At 67.4% G+C, this 15,596-nt stretch carries 17 protein-coding genes; 12 read left to right on the top strand and 5 right to left on the bottom strand.

Going from position 1 to position 15,596, the window contains the following annotated elements:
* Positions 1-199 precede the first annotated feature (199 nt).
* Positions 200-916 (top strand): carbon-nitrogen hydrolase family protein, encoded by a 717-nt coding sequence (locus QFZ52_RS06980; RefSeq protein WP_307496900.1) that lies wholly within the window; start codon positions 200-202, stop codon positions 914-916.
* Between the two features lie 67 nt (positions 917-983).
* Here the strand turns inward: QFZ52_RS06980 and QFZ52_RS06985 are convergent, their stop codons facing one another.
* Positions 984-1,514, bottom strand: coding sequence for an AAA family ATPase (locus tag QFZ52_RS06985; protein ID WP_307496901.1), 531 nt, complete (start codon positions 1,512-1,514; stop codon positions 984-986).
* 584 nt (positions 1,515-2,098) lie between these two features.
* Here QFZ52_RS06985 and QFZ52_RS06990 point away from each other — a divergent pair.
* Positions 2,099-3,340, top strand: coding sequence for an MFS transporter (locus QFZ52_RS06990; RefSeq protein WP_307496902.1), 1,242 nt, complete (start codon positions 2,099-2,101; stop codon positions 3,338-3,340).
* 149 nt (positions 3,341-3,489) lie between these two features.
* Complete coding sequence (locus QFZ52_RS06995) at positions 3,490-3,849, top strand: cyclophilin-like fold protein (RefSeq protein ID WP_307496903.1); 360 nt, start codon at positions 3,490-3,492, stop codon at positions 3,847-3,849.
* 54 nt (positions 3,850-3,903) lie between these two features.
* On the opposite strand, the gene QFZ52_RS07000 is transcribed toward QFZ52_RS06995, so the two are convergent.
* Together QFZ52_RS07000 and QFZ52_RS07005 are read right to left on the bottom strand one after the other, a co-directional pair.
* Entirely contained in the window at positions 3,904-4,815 is a 912-nt protein-coding gene (locus tag QFZ52_RS07000; RefSeq protein ID WP_307496905.1) for a helix-turn-helix transcriptional regulator, read from the bottom strand.
* 120 nt (positions 4,816-4,935) lie between these two features.
* Entirely contained in the window at positions 4,936-5,481 is a 546-nt protein-coding gene (locus QFZ52_RS07005) for a hypothetical protein (protein WP_307496906.1), read from the bottom strand.
* Positions 5,482-5,593: 112 nt separating this feature from the next.
* Between QFZ52_RS07005 and QFZ52_RS07010 the strand changes: the two genes are divergently transcribed.
* The 5 genes from QFZ52_RS07010 to QFZ52_RS07030 all read left to right on the top strand — a co-directional run bounded on the left by QFZ52_RS07010 (position 5,594) and on the right by QFZ52_RS07030 (position 11,000).
* Positions 5,594-6,004, top strand: coding sequence for a DUF6228 family protein (locus tag QFZ52_RS07010; RefSeq protein ID WP_307496908.1), 411 nt, complete (start codon positions 5,594-5,596; stop codon positions 6,002-6,004).
* A gap of 129 nt (positions 6,005-6,133) precedes the next feature.
* Entirely contained in the window at positions 6,134-8,617 is a 2,484-nt protein-coding gene (locus QFZ52_RS07015; RefSeq protein ID WP_307496909.1) for a glycogen/starch/alpha-glucan phosphorylase, read from the top strand.
* A gap of 174 nt (positions 8,618-8,791) precedes the next feature.
* Complete coding sequence (locus QFZ52_RS07020) at positions 8,792-10,042, top strand: flavin-dependent oxidoreductase (protein ID WP_307496910.1); 1,251 nt, start codon at positions 8,792-8,794, stop codon at positions 10,040-10,042.
* A complete protein-coding gene (locus tag QFZ52_RS07025; RefSeq protein WP_307496911.1) occupies positions 10,039-10,536 on the top strand; it encodes a MarR family winged helix-turn-helix transcriptional regulator in 498 nt (165 codons plus the stop codon). The genes QFZ52_RS07020 and QFZ52_RS07025 overlap by 4 nt, the downstream gene beginning before the upstream one ends.
* Positions 10,533-11,000, top strand: coding sequence for a DUF3237 domain-containing protein (locus QFZ52_RS07030; RefSeq protein WP_307496912.1), 468 nt, complete (start codon positions 10,533-10,535; stop codon positions 10,998-11,000). Before QFZ52_RS07025 ends, QFZ52_RS07030 begins: the two co-directional genes overlap by 4 nt.
* Before the next feature lie 58 nt (positions 11,001-11,058).
* Here the strand turns inward: QFZ52_RS07030 and QFZ52_RS07035 are convergent, their stop codons facing one another.
* Positions 11,059-12,549, bottom strand: coding sequence for an MFS transporter (locus QFZ52_RS07035; protein ID WP_373425638.1), 1,491 nt, complete (start codon positions 12,547-12,549; stop codon positions 11,059-11,061).
* A 149-nt stretch (positions 12,550-12,698) separates the two neighbouring features.
* Here QFZ52_RS07035 and QFZ52_RS07040 point away from each other — a divergent pair, with 149 nt between their 5' ends.
* Positions 12,699-13,610: a helix-turn-helix domain-containing protein gene (locus tag QFZ52_RS07040; RefSeq protein ID WP_307496913.1), complete on the top strand. Its 912-nt coding sequence runs from the start codon at positions 12,699-12,701 to the stop codon at positions 13,608-13,610.
* Here the strand turns inward: QFZ52_RS07040 and QFZ52_RS07045 are convergent.
* Positions 13,576-14,166 (bottom strand): hypothetical protein, encoded by a 591-nt coding sequence (locus tag QFZ52_RS07045; RefSeq protein ID WP_307496914.1) that lies wholly within the window; start codon positions 14,164-14,166, stop codon positions 13,576-13,578. The two genes, QFZ52_RS07040 and QFZ52_RS07045, sit on opposite strands and share 35 nt — an antisense overlap.
* Before the next feature lie 104 nt (positions 14,167-14,270).
* Between QFZ52_RS07045 and QFZ52_RS07050 the strand changes: the two genes are divergently transcribed.
* The 3 genes from QFZ52_RS07050 (at position 14,271) to QFZ52_RS07060 (ending at position 15,594) form a co-directional block, all read left to right on the top strand.
* Complete coding sequence (locus QFZ52_RS07050) at positions 14,271-14,657, top strand: VOC family protein (RefSeq protein ID WP_307496915.1); 387 nt, start codon at positions 14,271-14,273, stop codon at positions 14,655-14,657.
* Positions 14,658-14,722: 65 nt separating this feature from the next.
* Positions 14,723-14,872, top strand: coding sequence for a ribbon-helix-helix domain-containing protein (locus QFZ52_RS07055; protein ID WP_278266319.1), 150 nt, complete (start codon positions 14,723-14,725; stop codon positions 14,870-14,872).
* Positions 14,869-15,594, top strand: coding sequence for a hypothetical protein (locus QFZ52_RS07060; RefSeq protein ID WP_307496917.1), 726 nt, complete (start codon positions 14,869-14,871; stop codon positions 15,592-15,594). Before QFZ52_RS07055 ends, QFZ52_RS07060 begins: the two co-directional genes overlap by 4 nt.
* The last annotated feature ends 2 nt before the right edge of the window (positions 15,595-15,596 follow it).

Here is a 15,596-nt window from a genome sequence, read left to right on the forward strand (position 1 = left end):
TTATGGGCACTGGTGGGCGCCGCACTTCTTTTCGCCGGCCTGAATCTGCTGCTCCGGCCGCGAGCACGGACGTCGGCAGGTTGCCGGTGCCGACTTGGCAGTCCTCACAGCTATCCTGGGGGAGTGACGAAGACTGTGGGGCTGCTCGGTGCGCCCGTTGATCCTCGCATTCATCACCGCAGGTCAGAGGGGCAGACGGATGCCTAGCCCGACGTTGACGGTTGCCGTCGCCCAACCGGTGATCGGTCTGAACGATCTCAGCGGGAATGTCGCCTCACATGCTGACGCCATTCGCGCAGCGGACAGCCGACTGGTGATCTTCCCAGAGCTGTCTCTCACCGGTTATGACCTCGACGCGCCGGTGGTCGACCTGGACGACCCGCTCTTTAAGGACCTTGTCGATGCCTGCGCGGAGAAGGAGAGTGTCGCGCTCATCGGCGCCCCTGTGGGGGAGGAGAGTCGGCTGTCCATCGCTACCCTCAGAATCGACGCGGACGGGGTATCGGTCGCGTATCGAAAGACATGGCTGCACGGGGAGGAGTTCACCCGGTTCACTCCCGGCTCAGGCCCTTCGACCATCGACGTCGACGGATGGGTCGTCGGGTTGGCCATCTGCCGCGATACCGGACAGAGCCAGCACACAGCGCAGATGGCGGCGCATGACGTCGACCTCTACGCGGCCGGCGTCCTGGATGTCGCTGCTGACGTCGTCGAATGTCAGGCACGCGCCTTCGTCATCAGCCGGGCGCTGGCAGCACCGGTCGCGATCGCCAGCTTCGCGGGGCCGACCGGCGGAGGTTTCGACAAGACCGCCGGGCACTCTGCGATCTTCGCCGCCGACGGAACCAAACTCACAGAAGCCGACGGACTGGCCGGCAGCATGGTCCGCGCCGAACTGACGCGTCGGCCTCGCTGAGGATTGACCTGAGTCGTGGTCGGGTCGAGCCGCACAGTGGGCACTGATGACCTTCGACCGGCCGAGGTCATGAGTGTCGAACACCAAGGTCCTGGAGGATCGATGACACCAGATCCTCCGTTGACACATCAGCGCCGACGCGTGTCTCGTGGTGCCAGGGGAGTGGCTGCCAGCCGTCGTACCAGGCCCGGATCTTCTCCTCGCCGAATTCCTTTGCCAGCGGTCGTCCCGCGTGCCGCCGTAATGCCTCATCGAGGCCGATGTCGAATTGGTAGATCCGGGTCTGCCCGCGGTGGTCCTTGTGCAACTGCTCGAACGGCGACGAGTAATCCCGCAGGTTGAAAATGCCGTCCAAGATCACGTCATACCCGAGGTTCAGAGATTCTCGTGTCGCGCTGACGACCAGAATGCCGGCGTCCCGGGCTCGCTGCACGCGATCTTCGTTGATCAGGACCTCGCGCCTGAAGTAATCCTGATGAATGAGGGCGACTTTCGGCCCGAGCTTCTCACGCAGCGCCAACGCCGTCGTCGTCTTCCCGGACGCGGAATCTCCTCGAAGGATCACGAGACGCGTGGATTCTTCACCGACAGTGGTCATTCCCACATCCTGCCATCGCACGAAGCCAGGGGGAGGTGAGTCGGTTGGCCACCAGTACTCACTGAGCGGGCATCTGGTTATTAGTTGACATAATGTAGATTATCGGCGCTTTATCAGAGAGGGCGGTGGCTGCCCTTGAACGCATCTGTCCGGTCTCAGGCAAGTCGGCCTTTCACGGTCTAGCCTGTGCAGCTCTGGTCGTGCGTGAAGATCTCATCTAGTCTGACGCAATGACCGGGCATGGACCGTTGAGGTCGGCAGCGTGCTGACGGCCGGATCCGCCGGACGGCGCAGTCCATCGAGGAAGTTCTCACAGTCGGGCAACGGGTCAAGCTGCGCTACCTGCCAGACCGGCTCGACGTCGCAGGTGGTGTCGTTCTCATCAGCACCTATACATCTGACTAGCTTCGCTCCACGAGGTTCCTGGGCAGCCAAATGACACTGCGGGCTTCCTTCGCGCCGTGCTCAGTCATGACCGCGACCGCCAGAGGGGCCCTCCGAGTACCTCTCTCAGGCGGGACTCCCCCGGTGGCACGCCGCGTGGTCGGATGGAGATCAGCCTTCGACTCCGACGAGAGGATCCCATGCCGCCCGACAGCACCACAGCCCCCGAACGCCACACGTCTGGCCATGCACCGCACGCCGGACGCTGGGGCGGCGTCTTCGCCCTGTCGTTCGGTGCGTTCGCCCTGGTCGCCTCTGAGTTCATGCCCGTCAGCCTGCTCACCCCCATGGCCTCGGATCTGCAGGTCTCCGAGGGGATGATCGGCCAGGGCATCGCCATCTCAGGCCTGTTCGCCGTGCTGACCAGTCTCTCCCTCTCCACCCTGATCCGGAGCCAGAACCGCAGGACACTCCTGATCAGCCTGGCGGCCCTGATGGGCGTCTCGGGCGCCCTCATTTCGCTGGCCTCTGGTTACGCTCCGTTCATGATCGGCCGGGCCTTCATCGGGATCGTCATCGGCGGCTTCTGGTCGATGTCTGCCGCGACCGCCATGCGCCTGGTGCCTGCCGCCCGTGTCACCCGCGCCCTGGCTATCGTAAACGGCGGCAACGCGCTGGCCACAGTCCTCGCCGCGCCCCTGGGAAGCTACCTCGGATCGATCATCGGCTGGCGAGGCGCGTTCTTCTGCCTGGTCCCCGTCTCGCTGATCTGCATCGTCTGGCTCTGGTTCAGCCTGCCCTCCCTTGAGGTTCCTCCGGCCCCGACCGGCGCGCCTCCGCCGGGATTGAGGGACATCTTCGTCATCTTCACCCTGCTGAGGAACAGGTCCGTGGCCTGGGGCATGGCCGCCTGCGGCGCCTACTTCATGGGCCAGTTCATCTTGTTCACCTACATCAGGCCTTTCCTGGAGACCGTCACCCGGATCGACGTGACCGCCATCTCCGTCGTCCTCCTGGTTCTGGGGGCCAGCGGATTCCTCGGAACGGTGCTCATCGGGCGGTTTCTCGGCCGCGGTCTGTACCGGACGCTCGCCGTGATCCCAACCCTCATGGCGGTGCTCGCCGTCGTGCTCATCCCGACCGGTGGGTGGTTCGCCGCCGTCGTCATCCTGCTCGCGCTGTGGGGGCTGCTGAGCACTGCCGCGCCCGTGGGCTGGTGGAGCTGGGTCGCCGAAGCCATGCCCCGGAACGCCGAACTCGGAGGCGGACTCATGGTGGCCACCGTCCAGACGTGCATCGCCTTGGGGTCCACCGTCGGAGGCCTGCTCTTCGACCACTCCGGTTATCAGAGCACCTTCCTGGCCTCCGCCGTCGTGCTGATTCTCGCGGCAGTCCTGGCTCTGGTGACCGCCCGCGTGAGTCCGCAACCAACCGCAGCATGAGGACGACGACGGCGACCAGCGTCGCGCTGAGCCTCACCCTCGCCGCCGCCTTGACGGCCTGCGCTCCCCCGGCGTCGCCCGATCCTTCAGAGCCGCCGGCCACGGCCGGGCACTTCCCCTCATCTGACAGCTCACGCAAGGAGAACATCGTGGGAACCACTCTCACCTTCACCGCCGGATCCAACGTGGTCCGGGCGACCCTCGACGAGGATTCGCCTGCCACCCGCTCCCTGCTGGCCATGCTCCCGATGACCCTGAGGTTCAGCGACTTCGGGGGCCAGGAGAAGGTCGCCTCTCCCCCGCACCGCTTCGACTACACCGGATCGGCGGGTATGACCCCTGAGCCCGGAGTGCTGTTCTCCTACAGGCCGTGGGGCAATCTCGGCTTCTTCTACCGCGTGGAGAACCCCGGATACTCGCGGGACCTGGCGCGGCTGGGTCACACCGACGACGTGGAGAAGATCCGCCTGCTCGAAGGGCGGGAGGTCACGATCGCCGTCGGCGGCTGAACCCGACACGCTCGGGACGAGCCTGGAGCGGCACCTCGACCGGGGGCCGGGAGGTCAGCTGTTCAGTCGCTTCCCGGCATCCGGTTCAGGCGCCGGCCGGGACGGCATCGCCGGGCCGTACTCACCGGCGGCCCAGGACGCCAGCATTCTCAGCCCGTCGGCGGAGGGGCTGCCGGGCTCCGCGGTGTAGATCGTCAGGTTGAGCCCGGGCTCGGACTCCAAAGCCAGTCCTTCATAGGCCAGCGTCAGCTCTCCCACGATGGCATGGTTGAAGGTCTTGAAACCCGTGCCGTGATGACGCACGTCATGGCGGCCCCACGCCGTGCGGAATTCTCCGCTGAGAGTGCTGAGCTCCCCCACGAGATCCTGAAGGTCCTTATTGTGCGGATCGCGGCTGGCCTCCGTGCGCAGAATGGCCACGGTGACGTCGGCGAAGAACTCCCAGTCCGGATAGAAGTCACGAGCCCGCTCATCGAGGAATGTGAAGCGGGCGATGTTCGGCGAAGTCCCCGGCATGTCGTAGACGTCCTGGTAGAACGCCCGGGCCAGGGGGTTGCAGGCCAAAAGGTCCATTCGGCTGTTGCGGACGAAGGCAGGTCCCTCCGTGAACGCATTGAGCAGCCACTGCAAGCTCTCATGGGGAATCCACTTCTTCGGATTCCGGCGGCGGACTGCACGACCCACCGGGCCGGTGGCCTGGGCGAGATTGAACAGATGGGCACGTTCCGCCTCATCCAACAGCAAGGCCTTGGCGATGCCGTCCAGGACTTCGGGCGACGCTCCCCCGACCCCGCCCCGTTCCAGGCGCGTGTAGTACTCCACGCTGACCCCGGCCAGGATCGCCACTTCGCTGCGACGCAGGCCCGTGACGCGGCGGTTCGAACCACCGGGAAGGCCGACCTGCTGCGGCGTGACCTTGGCACGCCGGGACATCAGGAAGTCACGAACCTCGGCACGAATATCCATGAATCCACGGTAGCCTCCGCACCTCCGCCTAGGGAGTCCCCCGGAGTGCCCCTCTCACCAAGGACTCCCGCCACGGGGCGAGGCGTGATCTCCTGTCAGTCGCCACCGCGGTCCGACTGCTCAGAGCCACCGACCATCGGCCAGATCGGACCAGAATTCGACGTGATGTTCCGATTGCTGCTCGTCCGGGATGCCGAGGAACTCCTTCTGGAGGTAGGCGAGAAGGTCGCTGCCGTAGTGGATCACGTCCGTCTGGTGGACGGACAGGACAGGGCTGCCGGAAGGCGCCGGCAGGAAACGGTGTGCATACAAAGGGACGAGCTTCGGTGTGTCCGCGAGATGTTCCCGGGCCTCGCGCAGAGCCGTGAAGACGTCGGAGGGGCGGTCGCCCCATTCCTCGGGCCAGAAGACGTTGTGCCGGACATCGAACAGCACGCCATCGACCGGCGCCGAGAATCTCGCGTCGATCTCCGTGCGATCACCCAGCCAGTCGACCCATCCCGGTCCGCGAGGCACGGCAAGGCTCAGAAGACCTGCGTGATCAGGGCCGAACCGGAACGAGAAGCGGTCCTCCAGGATGCCGATCTGCGACGCCGACAGCCCGGGGTCCAGGGGCACCTTCGCCTCGCGAAGCACGTCGAGAGCTGCCTCTGCGGAAACACTCATGTGCTCAATGTAGTGCGCAAGGAGCTCGCCCGGGTCGAGCCGCTTGGTCATCTGCGGCCGGTCGCCAGGCACTTCCCTTGCCTGGATTCCCGCCACGGCGGATCATGAGTTCATGAATGAGCTGGCAATCGGACACGTGGGCGCACTCCGGTTATCGGCTGATGACGGTCTGCGCGACGGCGATGGAACAGTCGACAGCCTCACCGTCGAGGTGAACTTGAATGGTCTTCGGGCCGTCAAGAGCGTCTACGATTTCGACCGTTGGTCCGGGCTGCTCGCATTCTTCAAAGAACTCGCCTCCGGGTGGAGAGGATGGACGGGAGAGAAAACGTTCGATTCTTTGGAGGGTGATTTCACGCTGGCCGCCACACACATCGGACACATCCGGATCGTGGTGGAACTCAAGGATCGTGAGAGTCCGACGCCGTGGAGCACAGTCGCGGAATTGTCAGTCGATCCCGGCGAGGAACTCAGCGCGGCAGCGACCGGACTTCGCGAATTGCTGGCACCTGCTCTGGGGTGAGGCGCGCACATCGCCCCTCCCCTGCGCCTTTCTGCTCGTTCGCCACTCACCTGGATCGTTACATGACAGCGGCCCGAAATATTCTGCCGAGACACATTCACGGACACCTGCGTCCTATAGCGTCATGCCATGCCTGACACTCCTGTTTCTCACCCGCTCGCACTCGGGCCGGTGGCCCCGCCCGCCAGCACCGTGGACGGGTTCGTCCAAGAATTCCTCAACAACCTCAACTTCCGTCAGGGTGTGGCGCTGTCGACGTCGAGCGACAACGATCGCTACCTCGCCCTGGCTGAGACGGTGCGTGACTACCTGATGGCCCGCTGGCTGGAAGATCAGCGGCGCCAGTATGAGCGCCAGGCGAAGGGCGTCTGCTATCTCTCCGCGGAGTACCTCCTGGGCCGGCAACTCGACAACAACCTCCTGGCCAGCGGTCTCAACGAGATCGCGACCGAGGCGCTTGCCGCATGTGGCGTCGACATCGATGAACTCCGCCGCCTGGAAGTCGAGCCGGGCCTCGGCAACGGCGGACTCGGCCGTCTGGCAGCCTGCTTCGTCGACTCCCTCGCCACCATGAGCGTTCCGTCCATCGGGTACGGCATCCGCTACGAGTTCGGCATCTTCCGGCAGACGTTCGTCGAAGGCCAGCAGGCCGAACAGCCGGACCAGTGGCTGGCCATGGGCTCCCCCTGGGAATTCCCGCACCCCGAAGCCGCTCAGACGATCTCCTTCGGCGGCCACACCGAGACGTACGACGACGGCGGCACCCTCCGCACGCGGTGGATCCCTGCCTGGGACGTCCAGGCCGTCCCCTACAACTACATGGTGCCGGGATACCGGAACGGCCGAGTGAACACGCTCCGTCTGTGGAGCGCCGTGGCCACCAACGCCTTCGACCTGCGCACCTTCAACTCCGGGGACTACTCCGAAGCGGTGCGGGCTCAGACGTTCGCGTCCAACATCTCCAAGGTCCTGTACCCGGAGGACTCGACGCCGCAAGGCAAGGAGCTCCGCCTCCAGCAGCAGTACTTCTTCGTGGCCGCATCCATCCGGGACTTCCTGGATCGCCAGCTGGCCGATGGCTTCGACCTCAAGAACCTGCCCGAGCGGGTGATCTTCCAGCTCAACGACACCCACCCGGTCATCGCGGTGCCCGAGCTCATGCGCGTCCTGGTGGACGAGCGAGGCCTCGAATGGTCCGAAGCGTGGGAGATCACCCGCCAGTGTTTCGCCTACACCTGTCACACCCTCCTGCCGGAGGCCCTGGAAGTGTGGTCCGTGGAGCTGCTCGGGCGCCTGCTCCCCCGCCATCTAGAGATCATCTACCGCATCAACGAGGAGTTCCTCCTGGCCGTGCGCGAGCAGCTCGGCAATGATGAGATGCGGATCCGCAACATGTCGATCATCGGCGAGCACCCGGAACGGTCCGTCCGGATGGCTTATCTGGCGACCGTGGCCGGCGCCAAGGTCAATGGCGTCGCCGAGCTGCACTCCCAGCTGCTCCGGGACAAGGTGCTCCCCGACTTCGCGGAGTTCTTCCCCGGCAAATTCACCAATGTCACCAACGGAGTCACGCCTCGGCGTTTCCTCCGTCTGGCGAATCCCGGCCTCTCCTCCCTCATCTCGGACACCATCGGCTCGGGCTGGGAGACGGACCTGGATCGCCTCAGGGAACTGGAGCCCCACGCGGAGGATCCTGCGTTCCGCGCAGCATTCGCCGAGGTCAAGGCCCACAATAAGGAGCGGCTCCGGGACGAGCTGATGCTCCGGGACGGCCTGGTGGTCGGTGAAGGGCACCTGCTCGACGTCATGGTGAAGCGCCTGCACGAATACAAGCGCCAGATGCTCCAGGTGCTGCACATCGTCACGCTCTACGACGGTGTCCAGTCCGGCCGGGTGAAGGCATCCGACATCACCCCGCGCACCTTCATCTTCGGGGCGAAGGCAGCTCCCGGATACGCCATGGCGAAGCGGATCATCCACCTCATCAACGCGGTCGGATCCGTGGTCAACAACGATCCGCGCGTCGAAGGCCGGCTCAAGGTGCTCTTCCCGCCCAACTACAACGTCACGCTCGCAGAGCGGGTGATCCCGGCGGCGGACCTCTCCGAGCAGATCTCCCTGGCCGGCAAGGAGGCCTCGGGCACGGGCAACATGAAGTTCGCCCTGAACGGCGCCCTCACCATCGGCACGGACGACGGCGCGAACGTCGAGATCCGCGAACTCGTGGGCGACGACAACTTCTTCCTCTTCGGCATGACCGAGCCGGAAGTCGCCGCTCTGTGGGCCAGGGGGTACCGGCCCAGTGAGTTCTACCAGGGCAATGAGGAACTCCGTCGCGCGATGGATCTCATTGCGTCCGGCGCCTTCTCCGGCGGCGACCGCTCGACCTTCGAACCGATCGTCTCCAACCTGCTCTACGACGACCGGTTCATGGTGCTGGCAGACTACGGCTCCTACCTCCAGGCGCAGCGCACCGTGGATGCCGCCTACGCCGACCAGGACGCGTGGACCCGGTCCGCGATCCTGAACGTCGCGCGCTGCGGCTTCTTCTCGTCCGATCGCTCGATGCGCGACTACATCGAGCGGATCTGGCACACGCCGCCGTCGCTCTAGACAGGCCCTCGCAGCAGCACGCGCAGCAGAGCCCCGGACGCCGCCTGGCGCCCGGGGCTCTGCTGCGCCCGCTCCCCCACGTCTTCTCCTCCGGCTCGCCTCTTGCGGCAAAGTAGTTCAGATGCAAAACTATCTTCATCACCCGTGGTGCAGATCACAGACGAAGGAGTCTTCATGCGCATCGCCATTGCAGGGGCCGGCATCGGCGGCCTGGCCCTCGCCCTCAGTCTCGAGGCGGCAGGCCTCCGGGACGTCGTCCTGTACGAACGCAGTCGTGAGATCCGGCCCTTGGGTGTCGGAATCAACCTGCTGCCCCACGCCGTGCGGGAACAGGATGAGCTCGGTCTGGGTTCCCGGATCCGGCAGCTCGGCGTGGAGCCCGAGGCTCTGAGCTATTTCAACCGCCACGGCCAGCAGATCTGGTCCGAACCTCGCGGGCTGGCCGCGGGATACCGCTGGCCGCAACTGTCCGTGCACCGCGGCCGGCTGCAGCTCGGCCTCTACGAGGCGGTCCGGGAGCGCCTGGGCGACGTGGTGCGCACGGGTCACCGGCTCTCCGCGGTCCGTGACCGGGCCGACGGCGTCACGGCCACGTTCACCACGGCGACCGGTCCGGTGGACGTGGATGCCGACGTCCTCATCGGCGCCGACGGCATCCACTCCGCCCTGCGCGCCCTCCGGTTTCCCGAGGACGGCGAACCCGTGTGGAGCGGACTCACGCTCTGGCGCGGAACCGCGCGCATCGCGCCGTTCCTGGACGGGCGCACCATGATCATGGCGGGCGACGGCGAGCAGAAGTTCGTCGCCTACCCTCTCGAGCCGCTCGACCCGGCGTCGGGCACTCAGCGCGTCAACTTCATCGCCGAGCGCCGCGTGGCCGGCTCCCCGGACGCCGACTGGAACCGCGCCGTCGACCCGGCGCCCATCGCCGAACTGTTCCGTGACTGGTCCTTCGACTGGCTGGATGTGCCGGGGACGATCGCCGGGGCCGAGGAGATCCTCGAGTACCCCATGGTCGACCGCGACGCCCTCCCCTGCTGGACCTTCGGCCGGACCACCCTGCTCGCGGATGCCGCCCACGCGATGTACCCGAACGGATCCAACGGCGGATCGCAGGCCGTCCTCGACGCCCGCACCCTGGCCCATCACCTCGCGACCGCGACGACGATCGAGGACGCGCTGCAGCGCTACGAGGAGGACCGCCGTCCCGTCACGGCGAAGCTCCTCGAGATGACCCGTCAGACCGGGCCGGAACGCGTCATGCAGCTCGCGCACGAACGCGCCCCCGGGGGCTTCGCGGACATCCACGACGTGATTCCGGCCGAAGAGCTGGAGGAGATCGCCGCCTCCTACAAGCGGGTGGCCGGCTTCCACCCGGACGAGCTCAACGCCCGGGCTTCACTGAGCGCGGGAACCGGGGCATGATCGTCGACGCCGCACGCCTGGCCGCGGTCATCTCGCCACTCCGGAGAACACTTCTCACGGTGACGCGAGCCCGCGCGGACCTTCCCGACATCCCTGATGCCCAGGTCGAGATCCTGCGTGCTCTCCCCCGCGGCACGGCCGTCTCGCCCGGGGAACTCGCCGCTGCACTCGGGCTCCGCAAGTCCAGCGTGAGCAATCTGCTCGCGGCGATGGAGCGCGCGGGACTGATCAGCCGCCGTCCCAGTCCGGACGACGGACGCGGGGTCCAGGTTCGAGCCTCCGAAGCGGCGCTGGATCACTTCGAGGCCTTCGACGACACGTCGACGTCCGTGATCCTGGAGGCTGTCGCGCGTCTGGAGCCGGCCGAGCAGCGGGTCCTGGCGGATGCCGTCCCGGTGCTGGAAAGGTTGCGGGACCTGGTCGGCGAAGGTGGCCGGGTGCCGGACTCGTCCCCGGAGCGTGCCGCAGAGCAGGGCTCAGGGGTGACCTCATGACGGTCCGTGCGCCCCGACCCGGGCTGGAAGCCGCCTTCGACGTCGAGGTGCGGGTCGGCGCTCCGGCCGACCACGGCGTCACCCGCGCCGGTCATCGCCGCGTGGTGCCGATCCTCGGCGGCAGGATCTCCGGTGCGGTGACCGCGGAGATCCTGGCGGGCGGCGCCGACTGGCAGCGCATCCGTCCGGACGGCGGCTGCGAGATCGACGCCCGTTACAGCGCGCTGACCCCCGAGGGTGATCTCCTGTACCTCCACGCCGAGGGCCTTCGTATCCCGAGCACGGACGCTGCAGAGGCGCTGGCCCGCGGCGAACAGCCGGGTCCGGAACAGTTCTACTTCCGGACCACGGTCTCGATCGAGACGTCGGCACCACGGTGGGCCCACCTGGAACGGTCCCTCTTCATCGCGTCCGGTCTGCGGGATGCGGACGCGGTGCGCTACACGGCCTACAGGGTGAGCTGACCGGCCCCGACGGCGGCGCGGCACCTCCCGCAGGAAGGTGCGGCGCCGCCGTCGTGAGTCAGTCCGTACCGCCGGCGGTCGAGGCGGACCGTCGCAGGAACACGGCGAGCAGGACGGCCATCACCAGGCAGATCCCGCCGTTGACGGCGATCGCTGAGGTGAGGGCCGCCAGGACCTGCTCCGGATCCCCGCCGTGGTTGCCGGCCCCGGCCCCGGAGAGGTGCGCCGTGACGATCGCGCTCATGATCGGGATCCCCAGCGTGATCCCGATCTGCTGACTCATGGTCGCCAGGCCGGTCGCGAGGCCTTGCTCCGCCTCGGGAAGTCCCGACGTCGCGGTCACCGTGAAGCCGACGATGACCACGAGGTTGGCGACTCCCCCGATGAAGGTCGCGGCGAGCAGGAGGATGATCGACGCGGGTTCGGGGCGCAGCAGCACCAGGACGCCGGTGGCGACCGCCTGGGCGGCGAAACCGCCGACCATGGCCCCCTTGGCGCCGACCCTCGCGATCACCCGCGGCGCCGCCAGGCCGCCCAGGACGGTGCCGAGTCCGAGCACGGCGAAGGCAAGTCCCGCGCCGAGCGGGCTGTATCCGAGAACCTTTTGCAGATACAGCGTCAGGAGGAAGACGAGGGAGGTCTCCGTGGCGAACGCGGTCAGGCCCGCCAGATTGCCCCACGCGATGGCCGGGCGTCGGACCGTCAGCAGAGGGACCAGCGGCGCGGTGGCGCGGCGTTCGATCAGGATGAAGGCGATCAATAGGAGGATGGCGGCACCCAGGGCGATCAGCGTGGGTGGCGCAGTCCAGCCGGTCTCGGCCGCCTGGCTCAGGCCGAGGATCAGCGCCAGGAGGCCCAGCGTCACCGTGATCGCACCGGGCACGTCCAGTTTCAGGCGTGCGGACGGGCGGCTCTCACGGAGCACCGCAGGCCCGAACACGAGAACGGCGAGGGCCACCGGCACGTTGAGGAAGAACGCCCAGCGCCAGCTGAGCAGGTCGGTCAGAAGCCCGCCGAGCACGGCGCCCGTGGTGAAGCCCGCCGCCATGAGCGCGCCGTTCAGACCCAGCGCCTTCGCGCGGAGCGGGCCTTCCTCGAAAGCGGCCAGCAGGAGCGCCAGCGCCGACGGGATGACCATCGCCGTGGCGATGCCCTGGCCCACCCTCGCACTCAGGAGCAACGTTGGTTCGGTGGCGATCCCTCCGGCCAGGGACGCGAGCCCCAGGAGCGCCATGCCGGTGAAGAAGACGCGACGGCGGCCCAGAAGGTCGGCGACCCGTCCGGACAGGAGCGTGAGCCCGGCGGCGCACAAGGAGAACGCCGTGGCGATCCACTGCAGATTCTCCAGTGCGAAGCCGACGTCCTGGCCGATCACGGGCAGTGCGACGTTGAGGATCGAGAAGTCGACGGCGAGGGTGAAGCCCGCTGTCAGCAGCACCACGAGCGCGATCCGCTGGTGCCTGCTCATCGTGAGGGGCGGGCCGCCGTCGCTCGCCGGAGTCGTGCCGGGCGTCCTGGTGTCCGTGGGAGGGCCCGAGGGGGTGGTCATGCTGGTGGCTCCTTCAGGGTGAAGTCGATCCCGCCAGAAAGTGGCGGCTGATTCACTGTGCGTTGCCGGCCGAAATGCAACCAGACCCCGCTCTGCCTAGCACTGGCAGGGACAGGACAGCGCTCATGTCAGAGGGCAGAATGGCTGTCATGAACCCTCAGAGCGAACTCGGCGAGTTTCTGCGTCTCCGGCGTGCGGGCGTCCAGCCGGAGGACGTGGGCCTGCTGCACCACGGGGTGAGGCGTGTGCCCGGCCTGAGGCGCGAAGAACTGGCGATGCTCGCCGGAGTGAGCCTGACCTACTACACGCGTCTGGAGCAGGGGCAGAGCACCAACGCCTCGGATGCGGTCCTCGGGTCCCTGGCTCGGGCGCTGGGTCTGAGCGCCGACGAACGGAGTCACCTCTTCGATCTGGCCCGGCCGCCGAAGAAGCCCTCCCGTCGCAAACCGTCACGCCCCGAGACGGCCCGTCCGGGCACTATCCGGCTCGTTCAGGCGATGACCGGCGTGCCCGCGGTCGTGCTGGGGCGGCTCGGGGACGTGCTCGCCTGGAATCCCCTGGGACATCGCCTCGTGGCGGCCCATCTGGACGTCGACTCTCCTCAGTCGCCACAGACCCGGCCCAATCTGCATCGCCTGCTCTTCCTCGATCCCGAGACCCGCGAGCTGTACGCGCAATGGCCGGAGGAAGCAGCCCGCGCCGTCGCGTCCTTGCGGCTGCTGGCAGGCCGGGCCGCCGACGACGGCGCGCTGGCGGCGCTCGTGGGTGAGCTGACGCTGCGGAGTGAGGAGTTCGCGCGGCTCTGGGCGCGCCACCCAGTGCAGAACTGCGTTTCGGGCGTGAAGCAGTTCCGGCACCCCGAGGTCGGTGACCTGGAGCTGTGCTTCGAGGTGCTGGACTCCCCTGACGGTTCGGGGCACCGCGTCCTGCTCTACACGGCGGAGCCGGGTGGTCCTGCGGAGGAATCGCTGAAGCTGCTCGGAATCCTCGCGGACTCGGGCGGGGACGGGGACGCCGCGTCCGGCGTCAGGCCCGGATCAGCCGCTCGACCAGCAGTCTGAGCGGCTCCGGCACCTCGCCGGGCGCCAGCTGAGCGGCCAAGGCGCCGGCGAGCAGCTCTTTGCGTCCGGAGGCCACCCCGCAGAATCGGTGGAGCTGATCCTCCACGGGCCTCCCCTTCCAGGCGGGCTGCTGCTGCAGGGTGAGGAATTTCGGTCCCAGTCCCAGGTCTTCGATGACCTCCACCGTTCTCGCCGCACCCAGGGCGCGGATCAGCTCCTCTTCGAGGTCGGCATGACAGACGAAGAAGCCCCGCGAGGGCAGATCCCGCTCGTGGGCGACCCCGAGGCCCGCCGTTTCGAGCGCGCGCATCACGAACCGTGTCTCGCCCGCGTCGCAGAGCCCGAGGACATCGGCGTCGGGCCAGGCCCGGAGGACGTCCAGCAGCACACGCCGGACGTTGGTCACTCCGCCGAGGTCCACCAGCCGCACCCGGGAGAGGTCCGCACCTGCCCGCACAGCGATCGCCCGCACGGCGGCGACGTCGCTCACCCCCTCCAGGAGCACGGCGACCTCACAGGCCGTCGCATCCGTCTCCGCCCAGGTCAACCCCTCCATAGCGGCTCAGTCTGGCAGTCCCGGGCGCGGTGGACAAGAGCTCGACAGGCCCGCGGGAGTGATGACCCCTTGGAACGCTCGCGCCGGAAGCCTAGATTCGGATCATGCTGATCATCGGTTCGGTCGTTCTCCGTGTTCGCGATCTGGCCGCGCAAACCGCCTTCTGGTGCGCGGCACTCCACTACGTGGCGCGGGATCCTGCGGACGACGACTTCGTCCTGCTCTACTCCCCTGACGGCCGCGGGCCCAACGTGTCGCTCAACGCGTCGCCGTCCGAACGCGTCCTGCCGCCCCGCATCCATCTCGACCTGTACGCCGAGGACCAGGCGGCGGAGGTCGAGCGGCTCAGTGCCCTGGGGGCCCGCCACGTTCCGTGGGAGGGACGTCCGGCCGACGCCGACTACGTCATCATGGAGGACCCGGAAGGCAATCGCTTCTGCGTGATCGACGCCGCTGCGTGGGATGGCTGGGCCCGCGGCGGCGGGAGCTGAGCCGGCTGCCACCAGGGTGAAAAGTGACTCTTCCCTGCCTACTGCTAATTTGCTAGCATGCTTGCATGACAGAGAAGCAGTCGAAGGCGCAGTTCAATGTGTACCTCCCGCCGGAGCTGATCAAAGCGGTCAAGCACCGTGCGGTGGACGAGGGCGTCTCGCTCTCGTCGCTGGTGGAGAACGCCCTCTCGGAATACCTCAAGGAGAAGCCATGATCCCCGCACTGACCGTCAGGCCCATCGTCTACACGACCCACCGGGAGGAGTGGCTGGAACTCCTGGAATGCCTCGGTGCGATTCGCCTCACCGACGACCCCACGTGGACCGTCCTCGATTTCGGAAGCGGACGCGTCGCCCTTCATCTGGCGGAGAGCGGCTATCCGGAGGGAACCGTGAGTCTCGGGTTCGAAACGGACAGCCTGGACACCTTCCTCGCGGCCGTGCCATCCATTCCCGCCCTGCGCGTCGAGCGTCATCTCGCGGGGCACGGTGAATCGGTGCGGGTGACGACGGCGGACGGCTTACGCTTCCTCGTGGACCCCCGGACTCCCTCAAGGTCCGGCCAGGCGGGGCCGGACACGTGGGTGGAGGCTCTGCGGATGGCCGCCGACGTCGCCGGGGCGGCGGCCGAATTGGAGCACCTCGGGCTGAAGCGCCACCTGACCGAGACCAACGGCCAGACCGTGACCCTGCGGGCCGCGGAGGGAACGGTGCTGGTGCACATCGGTGACGCCGGCGCGCCTGGCGCCGGATTCGCCGTCGGGACCTCCGATCTGCAGCTGTTCCATCAGCGTCTGCTGAATGCCGGCATCCAGCATGATGTGATCGACGAGACGTTCGGCCGGACCCTGCGCGTGCCCTGCCCCGGACCGGACGGCAGCACGCTCTGGATCTCCCAGCCGGACGAGGATCCCGTCGGCGCCGTCCAGCATCCCTGACC

Origin of the sequence: Arthrobacter woluwensis (genome assembly GCF_030816155.1) — a bacterium.
GTDB classification, from domain to species: domain Bacteria; phylum Actinomycetota; class Actinomycetes; order Actinomycetales; family Micrococcaceae; genus Arthrobacter_E; species Arthrobacter_E woluwensis_A.